Origin of the sequence: Halorubrum sp. CBA1229 (assembly GCF_003721435.2) — an archaeon.
Lineage (GTDB): Archaea > Halobacteriota > Halobacteria > Halobacteriales > Haloferacaceae > Halorubrum.
The window spans coordinates 2,375,808-2,398,468 of record NZ_CP054585.1; the positions used below are offsets into that span (position 1 = coordinate 2,375,808).

The 22,661-nt window shown below is 71.2% G+C and carries 23 protein-coding genes; 13 read left to right on the forward strand and 10 right to left on the reverse strand.

Features of this window, described 5'->3' with window-relative positions:
* Positions 1–8: 8 nt before the first annotated feature.
* Entirely contained in the window at positions 9–176 is a 168-nt protein-coding gene (locus tag Hrr1229_RS11825; protein WP_176329408.1) for a hypothetical protein, read from the reverse strand.
* Positions 173–2,347, reverse strand: a complete 2,175-nt coding sequence (locus Hrr1229_RS11830; RefSeq protein ID WP_123112707.1) for a molybdopterin-dependent oxidoreductase — start codon at positions 2,345–2,347, stop codon at positions 173–175. Before Hrr1229_RS11830 ends, Hrr1229_RS11825 begins: the two co-directional genes overlap by 4 nt.
* A 196-nt stretch (positions 2,348–2,543) precedes the next feature.
* On the opposite strand from Hrr1229_RS11830, the gene Hrr1229_RS11835 reads away from it, so the two are divergent.
* Complete coding sequence (locus Hrr1229_RS11835) at positions 2,544–3,395, forward strand: universal stress protein (RefSeq protein WP_123112706.1); 852 nt, start codon at positions 2,544–2,546, stop codon at positions 3,393–3,395.
* A gap of 115 nt (positions 3,396–3,510) precedes the next feature.
* Positions 3,511–3,909 (forward strand): helix-turn-helix domain-containing protein, encoded by a 399-nt coding sequence (locus tag Hrr1229_RS11840; protein ID WP_123112705.1) that lies wholly within the window; start codon positions 3,511–3,513, stop codon positions 3,907–3,909.
* A gap of 46 nt (positions 3,910–3,955) precedes the next feature.
* Here the strand turns inward: Hrr1229_RS11840 and Hrr1229_RS11845 are convergent, their stop codons facing one another.
* Both Hrr1229_RS11845 and deoC read right to left on the reverse strand, forming a co-directional pair.
* The gene (locus tag Hrr1229_RS11845) at positions 3,956–4,180 is read right to left on the reverse strand and encodes a hypothetical protein (RefSeq protein ID WP_123112704.1); all 225 of its coding nucleotides are present in this window, start codon (positions 4,178–4,180) and stop codon (positions 3,956–3,958) included.
* Positions 4,181–4,286: 106 nt separating this feature from the next.
* On the reverse strand, positions 4,287–4,925 hold the full coding sequence (gene deoC, locus Hrr1229_RS11850; RefSeq protein WP_123112703.1) for a deoxyribose-phosphate aldolase: 639 nt from the start codon (positions 4,923–4,925) through the stop codon (positions 4,287–4,289).
* Between the two features lie 112 nt (positions 4,926–5,037).
* On the opposite strand from deoC, the gene gatD reads away from it, so the two are divergent.
* The 5 genes from gatD (at position 5,038) to Hrr1229_RS11875 (ending at position 10,244) form a co-directional block, all read left to right on the forward strand.
* A complete protein-coding gene (gene gatD / locus Hrr1229_RS11855) occupies positions 5,038–6,348 on the forward strand; it encodes a Glu-tRNA(Gln) amidotransferase subunit GatD (RefSeq protein ID WP_123112702.1) in 1,311 nt (436 codons plus the stop codon).
* Positions 6,345–7,469 (forward strand): GNAT family N-acetyltransferase, encoded by a 1,125-nt coding sequence (locus Hrr1229_RS11860; protein ID WP_123112701.1) that lies wholly within the window; start codon positions 6,345–6,347, stop codon positions 7,467–7,469. Before gatD ends, Hrr1229_RS11860 begins: the two co-directional genes overlap by 4 nt.
* A gap of 24 nt (positions 7,470–7,493) precedes the next feature.
* Complete coding sequence (locus Hrr1229_RS11865) at positions 7,494–7,709, forward strand: hypothetical protein (protein ID WP_123112700.1); 216 nt, start codon at positions 7,494–7,496, stop codon at positions 7,707–7,709.
* Between the two features lie 44 nt (positions 7,710–7,753).
* A complete protein-coding gene (locus tag Hrr1229_RS11870) occupies positions 7,754–9,031 on the forward strand; it encodes a DUF6498-containing protein (RefSeq protein ID WP_123112699.1) in 1,278 nt (425 codons plus the stop codon).
* Between the two features lie 205 nt (positions 9,032–9,236).
* Positions 9,237–10,244, forward strand: coding sequence for a prepilin peptidase (locus Hrr1229_RS11875; RefSeq protein ID WP_123112698.1), 1,008 nt, complete (start codon positions 9,237–9,239; stop codon positions 10,242–10,244).
* A gap of 21 nt (positions 10,245–10,265) precedes the next feature.
* On the opposite strand, the gene dnaG is transcribed toward Hrr1229_RS11875, so the two are convergent.
* Positions 10,266–11,909: a DNA primase DnaG gene (dnaG, locus tag Hrr1229_RS11880; protein ID WP_123112697.1), complete on the reverse strand. Its 1,644-nt coding sequence runs from the start codon at positions 11,907–11,909 to the stop codon at positions 10,266–10,268.
* Positions 11,910–12,086: 177 nt separating this feature from the next.
* On the opposite strand from dnaG, the gene Hrr1229_RS11885 reads away from it, so the two are divergent.
* On the forward strand, positions 12,087–12,353 hold the full coding sequence (locus Hrr1229_RS11885) for a DUF3311 domain-containing protein (protein WP_123112696.1): 267 nt from the start codon (positions 12,087–12,089) through the stop codon (positions 12,351–12,353).
* A complete protein-coding gene (locus tag Hrr1229_RS11890; protein WP_123112695.1) occupies positions 12,350–13,834 on the forward strand; it encodes a sodium:solute symporter family protein in 1,485 nt (494 codons plus the stop codon). Before Hrr1229_RS11885 ends, Hrr1229_RS11890 begins: the two co-directional genes overlap by 4 nt.
* A 1-nt stretch (position 13,835) precedes the next feature.
* Here the strand turns inward: Hrr1229_RS11890 and Hrr1229_RS11895 are convergent, their stop codons facing one another.
* Positions 13,836–14,042 carry a hypothetical protein gene (locus Hrr1229_RS11895; protein WP_123112694.1) on the reverse strand — a complete coding sequence of 69 codons (207 nt, stop codon included), beginning with the start codon at positions 14,040–14,042 and terminating at the stop codon, positions 13,836–13,838.
* 78 nt (positions 14,043–14,120) lie between these two features.
* Here Hrr1229_RS11895 and Hrr1229_RS11900 point away from each other — a divergent pair, with 78 nt between their 5' ends.
* From Hrr1229_RS11900 to Hrr1229_RS11915, 4 genes are all read left to right on the forward strand, one after another.
* Positions 14,121–14,993 (forward strand): YqcI/YcgG family protein, encoded by an 873-nt coding sequence (locus tag Hrr1229_RS11900; protein ID WP_123112693.1) that lies wholly within the window; start codon positions 14,121–14,123, stop codon positions 14,991–14,993.
* Positions 14,986–15,600, forward strand: coding sequence for a cysteine hydrolase family protein (locus tag Hrr1229_RS11905; protein ID WP_123112692.1), 615 nt, complete (start codon positions 14,986–14,988; stop codon positions 15,598–15,600). The genes Hrr1229_RS11900 and Hrr1229_RS11905 overlap by 8 nt, the downstream gene beginning before the upstream one ends.
* Positions 15,601–15,724: 124 nt before the next feature.
* Positions 15,725–16,663 carry a lipoyl synthase gene (lipA, locus tag Hrr1229_RS11910; protein WP_123112691.1) on the forward strand — a complete coding sequence of 313 codons (939 nt, stop codon included), beginning with the start codon at positions 15,725–15,727 and terminating at the stop codon, positions 16,661–16,663.
* Between the two features lie 202 nt (positions 16,664–16,865).
* Positions 16,866–18,254, forward strand: a complete 1,389-nt coding sequence (locus Hrr1229_RS11915; RefSeq protein WP_123112690.1) for an ABC transporter substrate-binding protein — start codon at positions 16,866–16,868, stop codon at positions 18,252–18,254.
* Between the two features lie 139 nt (positions 18,255–18,393).
* Here the strand turns inward: Hrr1229_RS11915 and Hrr1229_RS11920 are convergent, their stop codons facing one another.
* From Hrr1229_RS11920 to Hrr1229_RS11935, 4 genes are all read right to left on the reverse strand, one after another.
* The gene (locus Hrr1229_RS11920) at positions 18,394–19,098 is read right to left on the reverse strand and encodes an ABC transporter ATP-binding protein (RefSeq protein WP_123112689.1); all 705 of its coding nucleotides are present in this window, start codon (positions 19,096–19,098) and stop codon (positions 18,394–18,396) included.
* The gene (locus Hrr1229_RS11925) at positions 19,095–19,907 is read right to left on the reverse strand and encodes an ABC transporter ATP-binding protein (RefSeq protein WP_123114840.1); all 813 of its coding nucleotides are present in this window, start codon (positions 19,905–19,907) and stop codon (positions 19,095–19,097) included. The genes Hrr1229_RS11920 and Hrr1229_RS11925 overlap by 4 nt, the downstream gene beginning before the upstream one ends.
* Before the next feature lie 131 nt (positions 19,908–20,038).
* A complete protein-coding gene (locus tag Hrr1229_RS11930) occupies positions 20,039–21,412 on the reverse strand; it encodes a branched-chain amino acid ABC transporter permease (protein ID WP_123112688.1) in 1,374 nt (457 codons plus the stop codon).
* Complete coding sequence (locus tag Hrr1229_RS11935) at positions 21,409–22,521, reverse strand: branched-chain amino acid ABC transporter permease (protein ID WP_123112687.1); 1,113 nt, start codon at positions 22,519–22,521, stop codon at positions 21,409–21,411. Before Hrr1229_RS11935 ends, Hrr1229_RS11930 begins: the two co-directional genes overlap by 4 nt.
* Positions 22,522–22,661: the final 140 nt, after the last annotated feature.

A 22,661-nucleotide genomic window follows, 5' to 3' on the forward strand; every position in this document is an offset into this window, starting at 1 on the left:
GCCGTCGCTTACTCTTCCGCCGTCTCGTCGACCGCCGCGGCCAGCTCGTCGATGCGGGTTCGCACCACCGAGAGCGTCGCGTCGGCGTCGGCGTACCCCTGGTCGTAGTCGTCCAGCGCGGACTCGGTCTCCTCGAGGAACCGCTCGACGGCCGCCGCTGTCGCGTCGTCTGTCATGGCTCCGCGTTCGGCTTCCGGTCGGTTATACCCCCGGACTCGACGCGGACCGCGCACGCCTTGTACGCCGGCTCACCCGACTCGGGGTCGACGACGTCGAGCGTCAGCCGGTTCACCGACGGGTGGTGGATCGGCGCGCGAACGACCCCGTCCGGGACGCGGTCGTCTTCGACCAGCCGCCCCGCCACGCGCCCGCGGCGGGAGGCGACGGTCACCTCGTCACCGCTCGTCACTGAGCGCCACGCCCGGCGCGTGGCGGGGCTCACCCCGAGGGGAAGCCGCCCGTCGGCGGGTGTCCCGGAGCCGTCCGGCGTCTCTGGACCGTCTGTCGCCCCCGAGTCGTTCGCACTCCCCCACCCCCGAACGCCGGTGTTGTACGCGTTCCGCTCACGCACGGTGGTGAGCACGAGCGGATACGTCTCGTCGGGCGGCTCCGGGGGGGCGTACGACCCCGGCGCGGAGAACCGGGCGCGCCCCGAGGGCGTCGGGAACGCGAACCCGCCGTCCCCGTCAGCGTACCGGTACCGTGCGGCGGTCGCGTCGGGGGGCACCGAACCGCCGTCGCTCCCGCCGGTCGGGACCACCGCACCGCGCGGCCACCGGATCGCGCCGGCGCGGTCGAGCCGGTCGTAGGTGACGTGCGAGCAGTCCGCGGGCGTGCCGGCCGTGAGCGCGGCGAACTCGTCGAAGGTGCGCTCCGGGGACGGGTCGAGGTCGGGGCCGTCGGGTCGGAGGCGGTTCCCGACCGCTGCGATTATCGCGGCGTCCCGCCGCGCGGCGCCGGGAGGATCGCGAGCGGGGCGGACGCGGGAGACCGTCCGGTCCATGGCCACGAGCGTGCCCGCCGTCTCGCCCCACGTCGCCGCCGGGAGGACGACGTCGGCGAGCGCGACGGTCTCGCTCCGGAACGCGTCCTGCGCGACGAGGAAGACCTCCGACAGCGCCTCGCGGGCGGCGTCCGCGTTCGGGAGGCCGACCGCCGGGTTCGTCGCGACGGTCCAGAGCGCGTCGACCTCGCCGGCCGCGACGTCCGCAACCAGGTCGACCGGCCCCGGGCCGGAGTCGTCGGGCAGTCGCTCGCGGGGGACACCCCACGCGTCGGCGACCGCGCGGCGGGCGGCCGGGTCGTCGAACGCGCGCCCGCCGGGCCAGCGCCCCTTCGACGAGCAGATCCGGGTCCCCATCGAGTTCGACTGCCCGGTGAGCGAGAACGGACCGGTCCCCGGCCCGAGGTTCCCGGTGGCGAGACAGCAGTCGATCAGCGCGCGGGCCGTCGCGGTGCCGCCCGCCGACTGGTTCACGCCCATCCCCCAGTAGAGCAGCGTCGGCCGCGAGAACGCGTCCGCGAGCCGCCCGACCGCGTCCGGCCCGACGCCGGCCGCCTCGGCGGCGTCGGCGACGTCGGGCAGCGACGCGCGGAGCCGGTCGAACCGGACCGTGTTGGCCTCGACGAACGCGTCGTCGACGTGGTCGGCGTCGACCGCGGCCGCGAGGACCGCCTGCGCCAGCGCGAAGTCGCCGTCGGGTTCCGGCACGACGTGGACGTCGGCCGCCTCGGCGGTCCGCGTTCGCAGCGGGTCGACGACGACGAGCTCGCCCCCTGACCCGGCGGCGCTCTCGCGGATCCGCGAGAACAACACCGGATGCGCGACGGCGGGGTTCGCCCCCCAGACGACGTGCGACTCGGCGTGGGGGACGTCCGCGTACGTCGGCGGCGGGGCGTCGGCGCCGAACGCGCCGTAGTACGCCGCGACCGCCGACGCCATACAGAGCGTCGTGTTCGCGTCGTAGCGCCGCGTTCCGACCGCGCCGCGGGCGACCCGCCCCAGCAGGTACGCCGCCTCCGTGGTCTGCTGTCCCGAGCCCAACACTCCGATCCGGTCCGGGTCGCTCGCGACGAGCGGGTCGAGCCGGTCGGCCACGGCGTCGAGCGCGCGCTCCCACGAGACCGGCACGAGGTCGCCGTCCCGGCGGAGGTGCGGCCGGGTGATCCGCTCGGTGGCCGGCTCGGTCGCCGTCTCCTCGACGCCGCGTCGACACGCCTGCCCCCGGCCGATCGGGTGCGCCGGATCGCCGCTCACCTGGAGATCGCGCCCCCCGTCTCCGGGGGCCGTTCGAAGTCCGCAGCCGACGGCGCAGCGGGCGCAGGTCGTCCGAGTCGGCCGTTCCATCGGCTCGGGGTAGCGGGCGCACCGGATTGAACCTGTTGTCCGTGGCGCGATGTCGATCGCCCCCGTCCGAGGTCGCGAGCGCTCCCGTTTCGCTCCCGGTGGTGCCGACCGAGCGTTTTATCAACCGCGCGTCGGTATTGTACAGTATGAGAAATACCGATGCGCACCGGGCGCCGGCTCGGTCGGGGTGGCGGTAATGACCGGGAAGTCGGCGGTCATCGCGACCGACCTCTCGACGGCGAGCGAGTCGATGATCGAGTCGGAGACCGGACTGAACTGCCTCGGGCGGATCGGCGTCGAGCGGATCCACCTCGTGACGGTCGTCCCGTCTAACGTCCACTCCGGGATGCCCGGCATGGGGTTCGAGAAGCGCAGGAAGCAGGCGCTTCGCCGTTACCGTTCGACGGTCGAAGACGCCGGGTTCGACGTCGAGACGCACGTCGTCCGCGGGACGCCGCACCGCCGGATAAACGGGATCGCCGGCTCCGTCAACGCCGATCTGGTGCTGGTCGGCTCGCGCGGGAAGAGCCCGCTCGAGAACCGCGTGATCGGGTCGACCGCGCGCAACCTCGCCCGCACGACGGTCGCGCCGCTCCTCGTCGACCGCATCGAGCGCGGCGTCGACGAGCCCGACCCGATCCGCCGGCACCTGTTCAAACGGACGCTGTTCGCGACGGACTTCTCCGAGAACGCCGAGCGCGCGTTCCGGGCGTTCGAGTACCTCCGGCACGCGACGGAGGAGGTCACGCTGGTGCACGTCGAATCGCCGAAAGACGAGACCGGCGGCGACGCCGACCCCGAAGAGCGGCTCGACGAACTCGTCGATCGGCTCGACGAGCTGGAGCTCGACGCCCGCACCGAGGTCCGCCGCGGCGATCCCGCCGACGAGATACTCGCCGCCGAGGCGGAGCACGACCCGAGCACGCTGCTGCTCGGGTCGCGCGGTCGCAGCCGGCTGCGGCGGCTCCTCCTCGGGAGCGTCTCCGAAGAGGTGGTCGCCCGGGCGACGGGGAACGTCTTCCTCGTGCCGCCGCCGCGGTCGGCGTAGGCCCGTCGCGCGCCGCGGGCGGCTCGGCGGCCCCGTCCGAGCTCGGTGTCGCCACAATATTGTAGTTTTTACGCACAACTGTTTTGTTCACACGCGACGTATAACCGGCAAACCCATGCCAGATTCGTTATCCCAGCAGCTCCAGAGCGACATGGAGTGCGAGAATCTCCTGGAGTGCTTTCACGGACTCAAGCCGCTCGACCGGCGGTGTTTCACGACGCTGGTCGAGAGCGACGAGCCCATGACCGTCGACGCGCTCGCCGAGGCCGTCGACCGCGAGCGCTCGACCGCGTACCGGTCGGTCCAGCGGCTGCTCCAGAGCGGCTGCATCGTCAAAGAGCAGGTGAACTACGACCAGGGCGGCTACTACCACGTCTACTCGCCGACCGACCCGGAGCAGGTCGCCGACGAGATGCAGCGGACGCTCAACGACTGGTACGCGAAGATGCGACGGCTCATCCGCGAGTTCGAGGCGAAGTACGACCGGACCGAGTCCGCACCGGAGTCGAGCTGACCCGCTCCGACAGCGCTCCCTCTCGGTCGGGCCGCCCGCCGACCGCTCAGCGGCGGCGCAGCGCGTACGCCGCGTAGCCGACGGCGGCGAGCAGTCCGACCGACAGCAGGCTCCCGTACGCCGCCGGCGAGACGCGGACGTAGTCGCCGAACGGGTCGGTCAGGACGAACACGCCGAGGATCAGGGCGAGCGAGATGGCGATTCCGACGGCACCGAACGCCTTGAAGGCCGTGTCGAGGTCCAGACGGGGTGATCCGCGGGAGTGACTCATACCCCCGTGTTGGGGTTCCGTTTATAAATTCACACAACCGCATTCTCACGGCGAGGGAACGGGAGACGGACGGCGCGGGGCCCGCTCCGCTCACACGCCACTTCCGTCACTCGGGGTATCCCTCGACGAGCGCGACGCCGGAGGAGGCGCCGATCCGCTCCGCGCCCGCCTCGAACATCGCCGTCGCCTCCTCGTACGACCCGACGCCGCCGGAGGCCTTCACCGGGAGGTAGTCGCTCATCAGCGCCACGTCCGGGACGGTGGCGCCGCCGTCAGCGAAGCCCGTGGAGGTCTTCACCATGTCGGCGTCGGCGTCGACGGCGGCCTGGCAGGCGCGGCGCTTCTCGTCGTCGGTCAGGAGCGCGGTCTCGATGATGGCCTTCACCGGGACCGGTACCGCGGCGACCACGTCCGATATCTCGGCGGTCACGACGTCGCCCTCGCCGGCCTTCAGGCGGCCGACGTTGATCACGAGGTCGATCTCGTCGGCGCCGTCCTCCCACGCGCCGACCGCCTCGTCCCGCTTCGCCTCGGGCGCGTGCTGGCCGTGGGGGAACCCCACCACGGTCGCGATCGTCGACGGCGCGTTCTCGTAGTCGGCCGCCTCGGCGACGTAACAGGGCGGAATACAGGCGTTCATCCCGTGGTCGGCCGCCTCGTCGAGGACGGTCTCGACGTCGTCCCACGTCGTCTCCGGGCCGAGCACGGTGTGGTCGATGCTCGCGGCGAACTCCTCGCGGTCCATGCGCTCACGGTTCGTGCGACCGATAAAAGGCGTACCGACCGAGACGCGCGCCGACCCGAGACGGCGCCGCCGAACGGTTGGATTCAAGTCCGCCGCAGGGGAAGCGGGTGGTATGCAACCGGGAGATCGCGTCCGCGTCGAGCGCGGGGACGTCACGAATGAGGGCGTACTGCTCCCCTCGACGACTCGCGACCACCTCGTCGTCAAGCTCGACGGGGGGTACAACGTCGGCGTCGACCGCGACGCGGCCGACGTGGAGGTGCTCGAATCCGGCGCCCGCGACGTCGACGAGGGGGCCGACGCGGGCGGCGGCGAGGCCTCCGAGATCACCTTCGACGACGACCTGCCGACGGTGTCGCTCATCTCGACCGGCGGGACGATCGCCTCCACGGTCGACTACCGGACCGGCGCGGTCACCGCCCAGTTCGACGCCGAGGACGTGCTCCGGGCGGTCCCCGACCTGGCCGGCCGCGCGAACTACCGCGGCCGCGTCGTCGCCAACATCCTCTCGGAGAACATGGAGCCGGCCATCTGGCGGGAGCTCGCCGAGGCCGTCGCCGAGGAGATCGAGGCCGGCGCCGACGGCGTCGTCGTGATGCACGGCACCGACACGATGCAGTACTCCGCGTCGGCGCTCTCCTTCATGCTCGACTCGCCCGTCCCGGTCGTCTTCACCGGGAGCCAGCGCTCCGCCGACCGCCCCTCCTCCGACAACGTGATGAACGCGGTGTGCGCGGTCGAGGCCGCGAAGGCCGACCACGCCGAGACGCTCGTCTGCATGCACGCGAGCCCCTCGGACGACGCCTGCGCGCTCCACCGGGGCACCCGCGTCCGGAAGAACCACACCTCCCGCCGCGACGCCTTCGAGACGGTCGGCGCCCGGCCGCTCGGCGTCATCGACTACGAGGCCGCGGCCGAGGCGGGCGCGGAGGGCGACGCGGCCGACGCGGCGATCGAATGGAACCGCGAGCCGCTCCCGCGGGGAAGCGAGGCGGGCGAGGGTGACGGAGACGCGGCGGCCGGCCTCGCGCCCGACCTCGACGGCGACGTGGAGCTCGCGAAGTTCACGCCCGGCATGGACCCGGCCGCCTGGGACTACCTCGACGGCAAGGACGGCGTCGTGATCGAGGGGACCGGCCTCGGCCACGTCCACACCGACCTCATCCCGCGGATCGAGGAGCTGGTCGACGACGGCACCGTCGTCGCGATGACGAGCCAGTGCCTCTCCGGCCGCGTCTGCGACCGCGTGTACGACACCGGCCGCGACCTGCTCGACGCCGGCGTCGTCGAGGCGGGCGACACCCTCCCCGGCACCGCGAAGGTGAAGCTGATGTGGGCGCTGGCGAACCTGTCCGACCCCGCCGAGGCGATGGGACGCGACCTCGCCGGCGAGCTCACCGAGGAGTCGCAGCCCTGGCGATGACGGACGCGGCGAACGGGGGATCGGCCGACCGAGACGCCGCCGAGCCGCCCCCCGTCGTCCGCGAGGCCCGCCCCGCCGACGCCGACGCGGTCGCTGCGTTCACGCGGGACACGTGGGGCGAGCGCCAAGAGGACTACATCCCGAGCGTCTTCCCGCGGTGGGCCGCGTCGGAGGATCCCGACCGCGGCACCTTCGTGGCGACGCTACCGCCCGGGGCGGTCGAGGGGAGCGAGGCGGTCGCGGAGCGCGACGACCGAACCGAGGGAGACACCCTCGTCGAGGGCGACGGGACGGGCGCGGCCGCCCCTGGCGAGCCGGAGGCCGTCGTCGGCTGTATCCAGGGCGTCCTGCTCTCCGAGTGGGAGGCGTGGGGACAGGGGATCCGCGTCGATCCGGCCGCCCGCGGCTTCGGCGTCGGGACCGCGCTCTCGACCGCCGCGCTCGATTGGGCGCGCGACCGCGGCGCGACCGTCTGCCGGAACATGGTGTTCTCGTGGAACGTCGCGGGGCTCGGCCAGTCGCGCGCGGTCGGCTTCGAGCCGGCGACGGAGTTTCGGTTCGCGGAGCCGGAGCCGGCCGCGGAGGCCGACGTCGACGTCGCGAACGACCCCGCGGAGGCCGCCGACGCCGAAGCCGACGGACTCCGCGGGATCGACGATCCGGACCCGAACGCCGCGTGGGCGTTCTGGGCCGACAGCGACGCCCGCGACCACCTCGGCGGGCTCGCGCTCGACGACGAGGAGTCGTGGGCCTGCGCCGCGCTCACCCGCGAGCGGCTCCGCGACGCGGCCGACGAGGGGCGACTGCTGGCCGTCGGTGACGCGGACGCGCTCGCCGGGTTCGCGGTCCGTACCCGGGTCTCGGAGCGCCCGAGCGACGAGGAGTGCGGCGGCGGTCCCGAGCGGGTCGCCGAGTACGGCGCCGCCGCGTGGCGCGACGTCGACGCGGCCGGCGTCCTTTATACCGAGATCGCCGCGGACGCGGCCGCCGTCGGCGCCGACGCCACTCGCGTCCTGATCCCGGAGACCGTCGAGCACGTGAGCGACACCGGCGCGAACCGGGTGCCAGTCGCCGCCGAGCCCGACTTCGTCATGCGCGCCGACCTCACGGGCGACTTATAAGCGTCGCCCCCCGAACCGCAGATCATGACGCTCCTCTCCGGGGTCGCCCTGCCGTGGTCGCTCCCGCTCACGCTCGTCGTCTACGGGATCGTCGTCGCCGCAGCGGCGTGGATCTACCGCGACGCGAGGGCGCGCGGGAGCCGCTATGCGCCCCTCTGGGCGGTTGCGACCCTCGCGTTCACCATCGTCCCGGTGCTCGCGTACCTCTACCTCCACCGCGACGCCGGTCCGGCGCCGTGACCGACGCCGACCTCTTATAAACACGGAGCCTGATCCACCGACACGTGCCCTCCGTCGTCCGCTCCGGTCCCCTGCGAGCCCTCGCTCGCGGTCGTCGGCCTCGCGCGCTCGCGCTCCTCGTCTCGAACCTCGTCCCGCTCGTCGGCGTCGTCGCGCTCGGCTGGAACGTGGGCGCGCTGGTGGTCCTCTACTGGTTCGAGCTCGGGATCGCGTCCCTCTGGGCGATCGTCCGTGCCCTGTTCGCCGGACGACCCTCGGAGGTCGACCGCGACGGGCTGATCGTCGGCCCGCTCGCGGCGAGACGCGCCGCGATCCCCGTCCCGGGAACCGCGCTTCGGATCCGGCTCTCGACGCTCCTCGTCCTCCCCGTCGTCGTTCCGGTCCTCGCGGGCGTGTGGCTCGTCGCCGGGGCCGTCACCGTCGGCGTCGCCGTCGACGGCGGACTCGCCCCCGAGGCGCTCGACTCGGTGACGCTCGCCGTGCTCGCGCTCTTCGCGACCGAGGGCGCGACGACGTTCGTCGACTACATTTACAACGGGACGTACCGCGAACACAGCGCGCAGACCGCGGTCCGCGGCGTCTTCTTCAGGGCGGGTGCGGTGGCGGTCGGGGGGGTGTTCGCCGTCACGCTGATCGGCGCGGCGACGCTCGAGACCGACGCCGCGCTGTCGGCGATCGATCCCGGCGCGGTCGGCCTCCCGCTGCTCGTCGCGGTCGTCGGCCTCAAGGCCGTCTTCGATCTCACGGGGCTCTACCGCGACCGACTCGCCGCCCTCGACGAGTCGTCGGCGCTGGAGATCGGGTGGGCGTACGATCCGCCGACCGACGACCCGGTCGCGGATCCGCTCTCCGACGCGCCGCGGCGGGTGCGTCCGACCCGCCGCAGCCGGCTGCTCGGCTGGCTCGCGACCGCTCCGCGGCACCCGGGGGTCGCGTACCTCGGCGCGCTGTGTCTGTTCGGGGGCCTCCTGCTCGCGCTCGGCCGGCTGTGGTCCGTCGTCGCGCTCCTGTTCGCGGCCAGCGTCGCGCTCCCCGCGCTGCTCCTCGGCGTCGACTACTGGCTCCGGTACGGAGTCGTCGAGTACCGCGTCGGCGACGACGCGCTCGTCGCCTACGACCGGCTGTTCGACGCCGCGCTGTGGCGCGTCGAGCCGTGGGACGAGACCGGCCTGCGCGTGGAACGGAAGCGGCTCGATCGGCGGCTCGGGACCGAGACCGTCGTGGTCGAACTCCGCGACGACGAGTACCGGATCCCGGGGCTGGCCGACCCCGAACCGGTCCTCGACGTGTTCGACAGGCGCGCAGAGCGTCCGGACGACTGACCGCGGCGGTCACCTCCCTTCGGCCCGGTAGACCGGACGCGCGTCGCCCGGGATCCGCTGCGAACGCCGGAATCGCGCCCGCGTGGGCCCCGACGAGGGCGCTCGCCCCGACGCTCGAACGCGAGTGGGCACGCCGGCGGCCCGCGCTATCGATCGCGATAGCCGAACCCGAACGCCTAATTGCGCTCGCGGCGGCCGTGGGGACATGTTCGCGACGCTGCCGGACCTCCTCCGCCTGCTCGCCGTTCCCGTCTTCGCGTGGGCGGCGCTGCGGGACGTCCGGACCCGACGCCTCCCGAACCGGATCTGGCCGCCGCTGTACGCGTTCGGGGCGGTGTTGCTGGTCTGGGAGGCGGCGGCGCTGTGGCCGCTCGCGGGGTTCGAGGGGACGCGATTCGCTGTGCGGGCCGCGATTAGCGTCCTGTTCGTCGCCCCGCTCGGCTACGCCTTCTGGTACCTCGGCGCGTTCGGCGGGGCGGACGCGAAGGCGCTGATCGCGCTCGCGCTCCTCTTCCCGACGTTCCCGGAGTACGCCGTCGCCGGTGCGGAACTCCCGATCGTCGAGACGCAGATCGGCGTGTTCTCGCTCACGGTCCTCACGAACACCGTTCTCCTCGGCCTCGCGTACCCCTTGGGGCTCGCCGGCCTCAACCTCAGCCGCGGCCGGCTCTCGGCGAACTCGTTTCTCGCCCGACCGGTGGCGACCGAGTCGCTGCCGGACCGCCACGGGCGGCTGTTCGAGGACGACGCGGGCGAGACCCGGAGCGGACTCGACCTGGACGCGCTCCGGATGTACCTCCGGTGGCGGGGGCTGACGCTCGCCGACCTGCGCGCCGACTCCGACCGCCTCCGCGACCCGGAGAGCGTCGCCGAGACGTTCGACCCGACAGACGGCGGGACCCACGTCGGTCCCCGGACCGACGGGGGGACGGCGGTCGACTCGGAGGCCAGAGACGGGTCGTCGCGAGAGGCCGGATCGACCGATTTCGACGACCCGTGGGCCGCCGAGCGGTTCCTCGCGGAGATCGACCACGGCGCGTACGGCACCGATGCCGAGACGCTCCGCGGCGGGCTGGCGGTCGTCGCCCGAAACGACCGCGTGCTGGTGTCACCGGGGATGCCATTCGTCGTCCCGATGGCGATCGGACTGATCGTCTCGCTGACGGTCGGCGACGTGTTATTCGCGCTGTTGGGCGCCGTCGGGCTGGTCTGACGGGAGTCGCGGGCGGGCGGTTCAGCTCCCCGCGCGGAGGTCGCCGACCGTGAGCACGCGGGTCCCGACGGGCCGTTTCACGAACTCGCCGACGTCGCGGCCGAGCAGCTCGCTGACGCCGCGCTGGGCCGCCACGTCGAGCAGCCGCTGGTCGATCCGCCCGTCGACGACGACGGTGTGGGGGGCGGTGTCGGCCGCCTCGACCGCGTCGAACGCGTCGGCGGCGTCGACCTCCGCGAGGACGCCGCGGTCGTCGCCGAGCAGCCGGGCCAAGCCGCTCTCGGCGTCGACGACCTCCTGGACGTGCTCCTCGATGGACCGCGGCTCGTCGTCGTCGGGGGCGTCGTCGACCGGGGCGTCCTCGGGCGAATCGGCCGATTCCTCGCCGGTCGGGCCGGCCGATTCCTCGTCGGTCGCTTCCGCCGACCCCTCGTCGGTCGCTTCCGCCGACCCCTCGTCGATCGCCGCCGAATCCCCGTCGGTCGTCTCCGGAGCGGTCGGGTCGGCCTCGGGGTCGACGACGTCGACCTCGACCGCCTCGGCGCCCCCGGTGCCCTCGTCATCCTCCGCCGCCGCGGGCGCGGGCGCCTCCTCGACCGCCTCCACGAGCCCGCCTTCCGCCGCGCCGCGGGCCGCCTCCGCGACGACCTCGTCCGACCCCGGGCCGTCGAGGTCGGGCGTTTCGGACGCGGCGTCGCCGGCGTCGGAGCCGCCGGGACCGGACTCGTCGGCGTCGGATCCGCCCGCATCGGTTCGCCGACCGTCTTCGCTCCCGGCATCCGCGGCGTCTCCGGTCGCCGCGGCGTCTCCCGCGGTCCTCGCGCCGTCGTCGTCGGCGGCCGCCTCGCGGAGGTTCGGCTCGTCTGAGAGGCTGCTGTACGGCACCTTCCCGCGGAGCGCCTCGAAGACGTCGTTGCGGTCGAGGTCCTCGACCGACTCGCCGGGCGGCGCGAACGCGACGTAGTCGACGTCGCCCACCTGCGCGAGCTCGCGGAGGATGAGCTCGCCGCCGCGGTCGCCGTCGAGGAAGGCGGTCACGGTCCGGTCGGCGGTGAGCTCGGCCACCGCGTCGGGGACGTTCGTCCCCTCGACGGCGACCGCGTTCTTGATCCCGCACTCGAGCAGCGTGAGCACGTCCGCGCGCCCCTCGACGACGATGACGGCGTCGGAGTCGCCGACGCGGGGGCCGGCCGGGAGCCCCTCGTAGTCGACGATGCCCTCGACGCGGGCGGCCTCGCGGACCTCCTCGAGGATGTCGTCGCTTCTGAGGCTCGTCTCCTCGAAGCCGCCGGCGATGAGCTCCTTGGCGCGCTCGACGACCTCGCGGCGCTTCGCCGCCCGCACGTCCTCGATGCTCGTCACCTCCACGGAGGCCTGGCAGGGACCGATGCGGTCGATCGTCTCCAGCGCGGCCGCGAGGATCGCGGTCTCGACCTTGTCGAGGCTCGACGCGACGGTGACCTCGCCGAACGACTGGCCGTTCTCCGACTGCACGGAGACGTCGATCCGCCCGACGCGCGACGACTCCTGCAGGTCGCGGAGATCCAGCTCGTCGCCGAGGAGCCCCTCGGTCTGGCCGAACACCGCGCCGACGACGTCGCTCCGCTCGACGACGCCGTCGGCCGCGATCGTGGCGTGGATCAGGTATTTTTCTGTGTCTTTCATGAGTGGGTGAATGGTGATGATCGGGCGGCGTTCGCCGCCCGTGAACCGTTGTGCGCGTTGTCGAAAATAGTTATCGCACTCACCTCCGTCGCTGCCGTTTGAAGAGATATATTCTACAAAGAGTCATATTGAACCTATTCGACAAGATTTAAGCGCCCAAAGTTGTTATCGTTCGATATGAGACGTCCTCGGAGAGATTTCGTGTGGATTCCGACGTTCGCTCTGCTCGTCGCCTTCGCGGTGCCGTGGCCGCTGTGGGGCGTCGAGCGCGTCGTCGCCGGGCTCCCGGTGTGGATCTGGTGGCACGTCGCGTGGCTCGTGCTGTGCGCGATCCTGTTCTCCCGGTTCGCCCGGAGCGGCGCGTGGGAGCGCGGAATGGGCCTCCGGCCCGAGGCGGACGACGACCGCAACGCGGGTCCCGCCGCGGGGGGTGATCGACCGTGACGCTCGGGCTCTCGCTCGGGATCATCGTCGGCTACCTCTTCCTCGCGCTCGCGGTCGGGCTCGTCGCCTACCGCGTCTCGGAGACGACGGCCGAGGACTACTACCTCGCGAGCCGGTCGATCGGGACGGTCGTCCTGCTTTTCACCACCTTCGCCACGCTCCTGTCGGCGTTCACCTTCTTCGGCGGGCCGAACCTCGCGTTCGCCGCCGGGCCGGAGTGGCTGATCGTGATGGGGACGCTGGACGGCGTGCTGTTCGCCGTGCTGTGGTACGCCATCGGCTACAAGCAGTGGCTGATCGGGAACCGCAACGGCTACGTGACGCTGGGCGAGATGCTCGGCGACCGGTTCGGCTCGACCGGGCTCCGCGCGCTCGTCGCCGGCGTCAGCCTCCTCTGGCTGTTCCCGTACGTGATGCTCCAGCAGATGGGCGCCGGCGAGGCCCTGGTGGGTCTCACCGACGGCGTCGTCCCCTACTGGGGCGGCGCGGCGCTCATCACCGCGTTCATGATCCTCTACGTCGTCCTCGCGGGGATGCGCGGGGTCGCGTGGACGGACACCATCCAGGGGCTGTTCATGCTCTCCGTCGTCTGGATCGCCGCCGTCTGGGTGGTGTCGGCCGTCGGCGGCGTCGGCGCGGCCACCGGCGCGATGCTCGACGCCCGGCCCGACTTCGGCAGCTTCGGCGGGGGCACCTACTCCGTCGGGTTCATCGTCTCCACGGTGATCACCATCTCGTTCGGGGTGACGATGTTCCCGCAGATCAACCAGCGGTTCTTCGTCGCGAAGTCGGGCGAGACGCTGAAGCGGTCGTTCGCGCTGTGGCCCGTCTTGGTCCTCCTCCTGTTCGTCCCCGCGTTCATGCTCGGCGCGTGGGCCGCCGGGATGCCGGTCGACGTGCCCGAGGGCGGGAACGTGCTCCCGGTCGTGTTGAACGAGTACACGCCGGCGTGGTTCGCGGCGCTCGTGATCGCCGGGGCGATGGCCGCGATGATGTCCTCCTCGGACTCGATGCTGCTGTCGGGGTCGTCGTACTTCACCCGCGACCTCTACCGGCCCGTGATCAACGCCGACGCCTCCGAGCGGCGCGAGGCGTGGGTCGCCCGGATCGGCGTCGCGGCCTTCGCGCTGCTCTCGTTCGTCGCGAGCCTGTTCCGACCCGGCACCCTGATCGAGGTCGGCGGCACCGCCTTCTCCGGGTTCGCGCTGCTCGCGCTCCCGGTGCTGTGCGCGCTCTACTGGGACCGGACCACCCGCACCGGGATGATCGCCGGCGTGCTCGTCCCGCAAGTCGCGTACCTCGCGGTGGTGTTGTCGGCGGTCGCGTCGTTCGTCCCGACGCTCCCCCGCACCGTCGCCGGCGGCTGGGACGTCGCGCTCGGGCTGATGGCGCTGTCGGCGGTCCTCACCGTCGGCGTCTCGCTCCTGACCGCGCCGACCGCCGAGGGCGACGCCTCGCGGTTCGCGGTCGCCGGGGACTGAGCTACTCCGACGCCTCCGACTTCCGCACCTCGGAGACGAGGACGTCCCAGTCGGGGTGGTCGGGCCCGTTCCGGCAGTCCCACCCGCCCTCGACGTCGACGCCCTCCTCGTGCGCGCTGCGGAGCAGCGTCTGCAGCTCCTCGCGGAACTCCGCCTCGGCCGTCGGGGGGCCGTCGGGAGCGGGGAGGTGTGCCGGCGAGCGGGACACGAAGTCAGCAACGACGACTGGCTCGGGATCTGAGGGGGCCGCCGAAAGTCAAAAGCCCGTCTACCGCCCACGTCGGGTATGAACGAGCCCGGGACCGAGGGCGTGCTGTTGGACCAGGAGACGCTCCACGGTCGGCTCGACGACGCGCCCGGCTGGCTGCGGGAGCACTACCGCACCTTCCGCGAGTCGATGCTCGGCGAGCGCGACGGCTCGCCGTTCCCCTGCTACTTCGGCATCGAGGCCGAGCGGGAGGGGGGCCTGCTGTACGCCGCCTGCGAGTCGACGACCGACCCCGCCGCGCTCCTCCGCCTCCGCGACGTCCTGATCGAGTACCTCGAGACGTACGAGGACCACGCCGACCGCGCGCCGCTCGCGGTCTTCTTCCGACCGCCCGACGGCGAGCCGGGCGAGGCGCACTACCACGAGCGGCTCTGGCACGTCCTCGAGTTCCTCCACGTCCACGACCCGGAGCCGTGGCCCGAGGAGATCCCGACCGACCCCGACACCCCGCGCTGGGAGTTCTGTTTCGGCGGCGAGCCGCTGTTCCCCACCTCCCGGGCGCCGTTCTACGACGATCGGAAGAGCCGCTACTCCCCCGTCGGGCTGGAGGTCACCTTCCAGCCGCGGGCCGTCTTCGAGGGGATCACGGCCGACACCGAGGCCGGCGAGCGCGCCCGCGAGGCGATCCGCGGCCGCATGGGCGAGTACGACGGCGCCTGCCCCCACGCCGACCTCGGGGACTGGGGGGTCGAGGGCGACCGCGAGTGGACGCAGTACCTGTTCCGCGAGGACGACGACGCGAGCCCCGACGCCTGTCCGCTGACGCCGAGCCGCGAGCACCCGAAGGCGCCCGCGGCGCTGTTGGAGCCGGGCGCGTGGCGGCGGTTCGCGTCGACGCGGACGCCGGACGCCGAGTCGCCGGCCGTGACCTCGGGGCTCGGCGATGACTGAGCCGCCGCGGTCGGCAGGCGGGGACGACACCGATCTCGCGTCGCCCGACGGCGCCGATCTCCCCTCCCTCGACGACGCCGTCCTCCTCCTGATCGACTTCCAAGTCGGCTTCGACGAGCCGGGGTGGGGCGAGCGGAACAACCCCGACGCGGAGTCGGTCGCGGCCGCCCTCCTCGATCGGTGGCGCGAGGCCGACCGCCCCGTCGCACACGTGCGACACGCCTCGACGGAGCCTGACTCCCCGCTCCGCCCCGACGCGCCGGGCTTCGCGTGGAAGCCGGAGACGGCCCCCGCCGACGGGGAACCGACCTTCGAGAAGTCCGTCAACGGCGCCTTCCTCGACTCGGGGTTCGACGCGTGGCTCCGCGAGGCGGGCCACGAGTCGCTCGTCGTCTGCGGGCTCACCACCGACCACTGCGTCTCGACGACGACCCGCGCGGCCGAGAACCGCGGCTACGACGTCACCGTCGTCGCCGACGCGACCGCGGCGCACGCCCGCGAGGGGTACGACGGCGAGGCGGTCGACGCAGACACGTCCCACCGCGTCGCGCTCGCGCACCTCGACGGCGAGTTCGCGACCGTCGTCGAGGCCGCCCACCTCCGGTAGGCGCCGACAGTCGGGACGCGCTCGCCCGGCCAATCCTCCGCGGCCTCCGCGGCGCTCGCGTCTCCGTCTCCCTCCCCGTCCGTGCGATCCTCACGTTTTTGCACCCGGCCGCCGTGGTTCGAGTATGCAACGCGGCCGTCGGAAGCCGGACTGGCTGAAGTCGCGACCGCCATCCGGCTCCCGGTTCACGGAGATCAAGGAGCGCCTGCGCGAGCGCGACCTCCACACCGTCTGCGAGGAGGCCAACTGCCCGAACATGGGCGAGTGCTGGTCCGGTCGGGACGGCCCCGGCACCGCGACGTTCATGCTCATGGGCGACCGCTGCTCGCGCGGCTGTAACTTCTGTGATGTCGCCACCGGCGGGATGGAGCCGCTCGATCCCGACGAGCCCGAGAACGTCGCCGAGGCGGTGACGGAGATCGGGCTCGACTACGTCGTCTTGACCTCCGTCGACCGCGACGACCTCGCGGACGGCGGCTCCGCGCACTTCGCCGAGACGATCCGCGAGATCAAGCGGCGCGACCCGGAGGTCCTCGTCGAGACGCTGATCCCGGACTTCCAGGGCGACCCCGAGGCGATCGACCGGATCATCGATGCGGCACCGGACGTGATCGCCCACAACGTCGAGACGGTCGAGCGGCTCCAGTGGCCCGTGCGCGACCGCCGCGCCGACTACGAGCAGTCGCTCGCGGTGCTCGACCGCGTCGACCGCGAGTCGGATATCTACACGAAGACGAGCCTCATGCTCGGCGTCGGCGAGTACGACCACGAGGTGTACCGGACGCTCGGCGACCTCAGGGAAGTCGGCGTCGACGTCGTCACCTTCGGGCAGTACCTCCAGCCGTCGCGCTCGCACCTCGACGTGTTCGACTACGTCCACCCCGACGTCTTCGAGACGTGGCGCGCGGTCGCCGAGGAGGAGTTCGACTTCCTCTACTGCGCGTCGGGACCGATGGTCCGCTCCTCGTACAAGGCCGGCGAGCTGTTCGTCGAGGCGCTGCTCCGGGAGGGACGCTCCCCCGAGGACGCCCGGCGCCACGCGCGGGCCGCGGGCGGCGACTGACGACCCAGCGCGGGCGGCAACGCCCGGCCCATCCCGGTCGGTAACCCCCGGCGCGTGTACATATCGATACGCTGTTACGATTCTCCCCCGGATCCGCTCCTGGTCACCCGCCGGTAATACACCTTATATGTGTGTAGTTGTCATGACGTGTGCGGCAGCTGACAGGGATATACTTATGAAAGTGGACTCTATATGAGTGGGTATGTCATACCACAAAAGACGGCGTGACGTGCTGAAGACTGTCGGTGTCGCTGGCGCGGTCGGCCTCGCAGGCTGTGCGGGCGGCGACGGCGGCGACGGCGGCGACGGCGGCGACGGCGACGACGGCGGAGACGGCGACGACGGGATGGACGGCGGCGACGGGAGCGACGGCGGGTCCGGCGGCGGCAGCCCGGACCTGCTCGTCGTCATCGGCTACCCCGAGAGCGGGATCCAGCTGTTCCGCGACTACTACGCCGCGTCCGACGGGGAGGAAGACATCCTCATCCCCGACGGGCTCCAGGACCCCTCGCTGCCCGGACAGGTCGGCAACGACATGAACAACGTCACCGGGACCGCGCCGGCGGCGGGCGGTCCGAACCAGGAGGCGTTCGAGACCCTGTACCAGGACGCCTACGACGAGACGCCGGGCGTGTTCACCTCGCAGTCGTACGACTCGGCGGCGGCGCTGATCCTAGCGAACGTCGCCGCGGGCGAAAACGACGGGACCGCGATCCGCGACCAGCTCCGCCGCATCGCGAACCCCGACGGCACCGAATACGGGCCGGGAGAGTTCATCGACGCCGTCGAGGCGGTCGCCAACGGCGAGAACATCAACTACCAGGGGGCGTCGAGCGCGGTCAACTTCGACCAGAACGGCGACCCCGCGTCGGCGGCCTACCAGATCTGGGAGTTCGCCGGACAGGGCGCCGACTCCGTCGACGTCCAGGAGACGCAGAACTTCACGGGCGAGAACCCCGAAGGGGCCGGCCCCTCCGCGGACTCCTCACCCGGCGGGTTCGGCCGCGAGGTGAGCGTCGGAATCCTGCTGCCCGAGACCGGCGACCTGGCGTCGACGGGGCAGCCGATGATCCGCGCGGCCGAGATCCCGGCCCAGCAGGTCAACGAGTCCGACCTCGACCTCACCGTGAACGCCCAGTTCGAGGACACGAACACCTCCCCGGACCAGGGGATCACCGGGGCCGAGTCGCTGATCAGTTCGGGGGTGCCCGCCGTGTGCGGGACCGCCTCCTCCGGCGTGAACGTCCCGGTCAGTACGGAGACGCTCATCCCGAACGAGGTCGTCGGCTGCTCGCCGTCCAGTACCGCGCTGTCGGTGACGAACCTCGAGGACGACGACTACATCTTCCGGACCGCCCCGAGCGACCAGCTCCAGGGCCGGGTCATGGCGCAGGTCGCCTCCGAGCGGCTCGGCGCTTCGACCGCCGCGACGCTGTACGTGAACAACGACTACGGACAGCAGCTCTCCAACCGGTTCAGCAACGTGTTCCAGGACACGTTCGACGGCGAAGTGTACGACCAGATCAGCTTCAACATCGGCTCGTCGTCGTACTCCAACGTCGTCGAACAGGCGCTTTCGAGCGGGAACTGAGGCGTCGGACGCGGCCTTCTATCCCTTCGTATTTTTCGCGCGGTTCGGTCGGGTAGCGACGCGGCACCGTCCGCTCGAAGCGAGTCGATACCGAAGGCGATCCGCGATCCCGCGTGCCCCCGGCGCGGAGGGCGACCGACTACCCGCCGAGGAACTCCCGCCGGACCTGCTCGTCGTTCAGCAGCGCGGTCCCCTCGTCCTCGAACCGATTCTGCCCGTTCGCGAGCACGTACCCGCGGTCGCAGCGCCTGAGCGCCTCCTTTGCGTTCTGTTCGACCATCAGGATCGACGTGCCCGACTCGTTGATCTCGTCGATCTTGTCGAACATCTCGTCGACGAGGTCGGGCGCGAGCCCTGCGCTCGGCTCGTCGAGCAACAGCAGTTCGGGGTCGAGCATCAGCGCCCGCCCCATCGCGAGCATCTGTCGCTGGCCGCCGCTCAGCGTTCCCGCCCGCTGGCCTTTCCGCTCCTCGAGGATCGGGAACCGGTCGTACACCATCCTGAGCTCCTCTTGCGGGATCTCGTCGAGGATGTACGCGCCCATCTCTAGGTTCTCCTCGACGTCGAGCTCCGCGAAGACGTTCTCGCTCTGGGGAACGTACCCCAATCCTTTGTGGATCACGTCCTCGGGCTTCGTCCCGCTGATGTCCTCGCCGTCGAACGTCACCGTCCCGCCCATATGCGTCGTCAGTCCGAACACCGATTTCATCACGGTCGACTTGCCGGCCCCGTTCGGGCCGACGACGGTGACGTACTCCTCGTCGTCGACGTCGAGGTCGACGTCGGTGAGGATCTGGAGGTCGCCGTAGCCGGCGTCCAGCTCGCGGACCTCGAGCAGGCTCATACCTCACCCCCGAGGTACGCTTCGATGACCTCCTCGCTCTCCTTGATCTCCGCCGGCGTCCCGTCCTTCAGGATCCGGCCCTGGTGCATGACGATGACCCGCTCGCAGTTGTTCATGATGAGGTCCATATCGTGTTCCACGATGAGGAAGGTGTACCCCCGCTCGCGCAGCTCGTGGATGTGTTCGAGCAGCCGCTTCTCCAGCGAAGGGTTGACGCCCGCGAACGGCTCGTCGAGGAGCAGCACGTCGGGGTCGGTCAGCAGCGCCCGGGCCATCTCCAGCAGCTTCCGCTGGCCGCCCGAGAGGTTCCCGGCGTACTCGTCGGCGAGGTGGTCGATCTCGAAGAAGTCGAGCACCTCCCAGACGCGGTCGAGCTGTTCGGTCTCCTGTTCGCGTACCGACCCGCGGGTGAACGGCATGACCGACCGCCACAGCGACTCGCCGACCTGTCCCTTCGGCGCGAGCATCATGTTCTCGAGGACGGTCATCTCCTCCAGCTCGCGGGCGATCTGGAACGTCCGCGCGAGCCCCCGGTTCGCGATCTCGTGGGGCTGAAGCCCGGTGACGTCCTCGCCGTTGAACCGGACCGTCCCCGCGGTGGGGTCGAGCATCCCGGTGATGAGGTTGAACGTCGTCGACTTACCGGCCCCGTTCGGGCCGATAAGTCCGGTGAGGGTCCCCTCTTCGACGTCGAAGCTGACGTCGTCGACGGCGGTGATCCCCCCGAACTCCTTCCGGAGCCCCTCGACTTCGAGGGGCGCGTATCGGTCCGCGTTCTCCCCGGTCGGCGTGTCGGCTTCGGCGCCCATCACGTCCGTCAGGTCCGCGTCGCGCGACGATCCGTCGGCTGAGGCGTCGCCTTCGGCCGACGACGGCCCAGCGTCCGTCGCCGCTTTCTCGACCGGCGCGGCCTCGTTCGCGGCCGATTCGTCCGTTTCGCTCATCGCTCGTCACCCCCGTCGGCCGCGGTCGCTTTCCCGCTCGATCCGCCGCTTCTCGGCCGCGCGAGGTCGACGCTCGACGCCGTCTCCTTGCGGTGTCCGAGCAGCCCCTCGGGCCGGTTGTGCATCAGCCAGATCAGCACCACGCCCATGATCACCAGCCGCAGCTGGCTGACGCTGTCGAGCGTGTACAGGATAAACGGCATCGGGTCGAGCGAGGCGAACCCCGCCATCGCCTCGCCGAAGTTCCGCGGCGCGCTGCCGAGTTCGAACGCCGTCTGGACGAGGTTCTTGACGTACCGGGGACCCTGGTACAACACCCCGGCGAAGAGGGCGCCGCCGAGGAAGCTCCCGGTGTTCGACCCCGCACCGCCGATGATCAGCGCGATCCAGATGAAGAAGGTGATGTTCGGCCGGAACGACGGCGGCGTGACGCTCCCGCGGGCGGAGTACCAGAGGATCCCGCCGAGCCCCATCAGCGCGGCCCCGAGCACGAACGCCGTGAGCTTGAACCGGTCGGTGTCTTTCCCCAGCGCGTTCGCGACGTCCTCGTCCTCGCGGATCGCTTTTAAGACGCGTCCGAACGGCGACTTCCCGGTCCGCGAGAGCAACGCGTAGTACAGCCCGACGCCGATGAGCAGGAAGACCCCGTAGAGGAGCCCGTCGAGCACCGGCTTGGGGTTGTTCGAGATCACGTTCTCCTCCACGAACGAGACGAAGCCGAGGTACGGGTCCCACAGGAATAAGATTCGAAGCAACGCCTCGAGCGGGTTCGTGTAGTTCAGGATGAGGCCCCCGCCGCCGCCGAGGCCGATCGTGTCGGGCGCCGGGTCGAAGCTGAACAGCCAGAGGTCGATCGTGTCCGGCACCGTGAACGTCTGGAACGTCCGGGACATCATCGTGAATCGGATGATCTCCGAGAACGCCACCGTGACGATCGCGAGGTAGTCGGCTCGGAGCCGGAGCGCGGGCAGCGCCACGAGCAGCCCGAACAGGCCTGCCACCACCACGCCGGCGATGACGCCGACGAACAACGGGAGGCCGAGCCCGCCGACCTGCGCGGCGCCCCCCGCCGCCGCCGGCTTCGAGACCACCGCGGTCGTGTAGATGCCGATTCCCATGAAGCCGACGATGCCGATGTTGAACAGCCCGGTGTACCCCCAGTGGAGGTTCAGCGCCAGCGCCAGCATGCCGAACACGCCGACGTAGAACGTGAGGTTCGCGATCGCGTTCAGCTGCCCGCGGAGGCCGTACCCGAAGGCGACTCCGGCGAGGATGTACGCCAGGTAGAGGACGCCGAGGACGGCGAGCACGAGCGTGACGTCGCGCTCGAAGAGCCCCTCGAACCGCCCGCGAAGGTCGCTGACGCTCATGCCGTTGTCCTCCCGCTGAAGATGCCTTCAGGCTTGAACAGTAGGATCACGATCATCACCAGGAACGCGGCCGCGCGGCCGAACGCCGAGGGGATCCAGATCACGGAGACGGAGGCGGTGAGACCGATGATGATCCCGCCGCCGATCGCGCCGTAGATCGAGCCGATCCCGCCGAGGATGACCGCGGCGAACACGAGCAGCAGGAGCAGCCAGCCGTCGTTGAAGCCGAGCGTCCCCTTCCAGAGGATGAACATGTACCCCGCGACGCCCGTGAGCCCGGCGCCGACGATCCACGTCGTGCGGATGACCCGCTCGGTCGGGATCCCGGTGATCCGCGCGAGGTCCTCGTTGTCGGACATCGCGCGCATCGCCTTCCCGAGCTTCGTCCGCTGAAGCAGCAGGTGGACGCCGAGCATGAGGCCGCCGGCGACGACGATGAGGCTGACGTCGTGGGCCGTCACCCGGAACGTCCCGTCGATCGCCGGGACGCTCACGCGCGGGACCGACCCTGCCGCCGTCGTTCCCCGGACGCCGGCCCCGAAAACGAACTGGAGCAGGTACCGGAGCGCGAACGCGACGCCGATGCTGGTTATCAGCAGCGCGATACCGCTCTCGTCGCGGATCGGCCGGTAGACGAACCGGTCGATCAGCAGCGCGAGCGCGATCGTGGCGACGCCGGCGACGAGGGCCCCGACGACGACGGCGACCGGCGCGGTCGTGACCCCGATGCCGAGCGCACCGCCGAACACCGACCCGCCCGCGCCGACGAGCAGGAGCGCGCCGACGCTGTTCTCGCCGATCCCGGCGATGAGGTAGCTGGTCGCCATCCCGGCGAACGCCCCGCTCGTGAGGTAGTCACCGTGCGCGAAGTTCGCGAAGTTGAGAATACTGTACGTCATCGAGAGTCCGATACCCGCCAGACCGATGATCAGCCCCCTGAGCAACCCGTCCCAGACGAGGGACGCGAGGCTGCTGATCTGGATCCCCCCTGTCAGGAGCCCGGAGACGAGTGACCACGCCATCCACAGGGCCACGAGCAGGACCCCGATGGCGAGCGGTTCCTCGCTGAGGGTTTGGCGGTACCGGACGTACGTTTCAGAGACACTCACGTGATAACACTCCTCATCATAGCGTATGAATCAACCTATAAGACGTTTTCTACCCAGAACATCCCGACTGACGGCATATTTAGCCACATAGGTACTGTCTCCAGAATATAAACACGCCCCCGAGCGGATCCGGCGATATC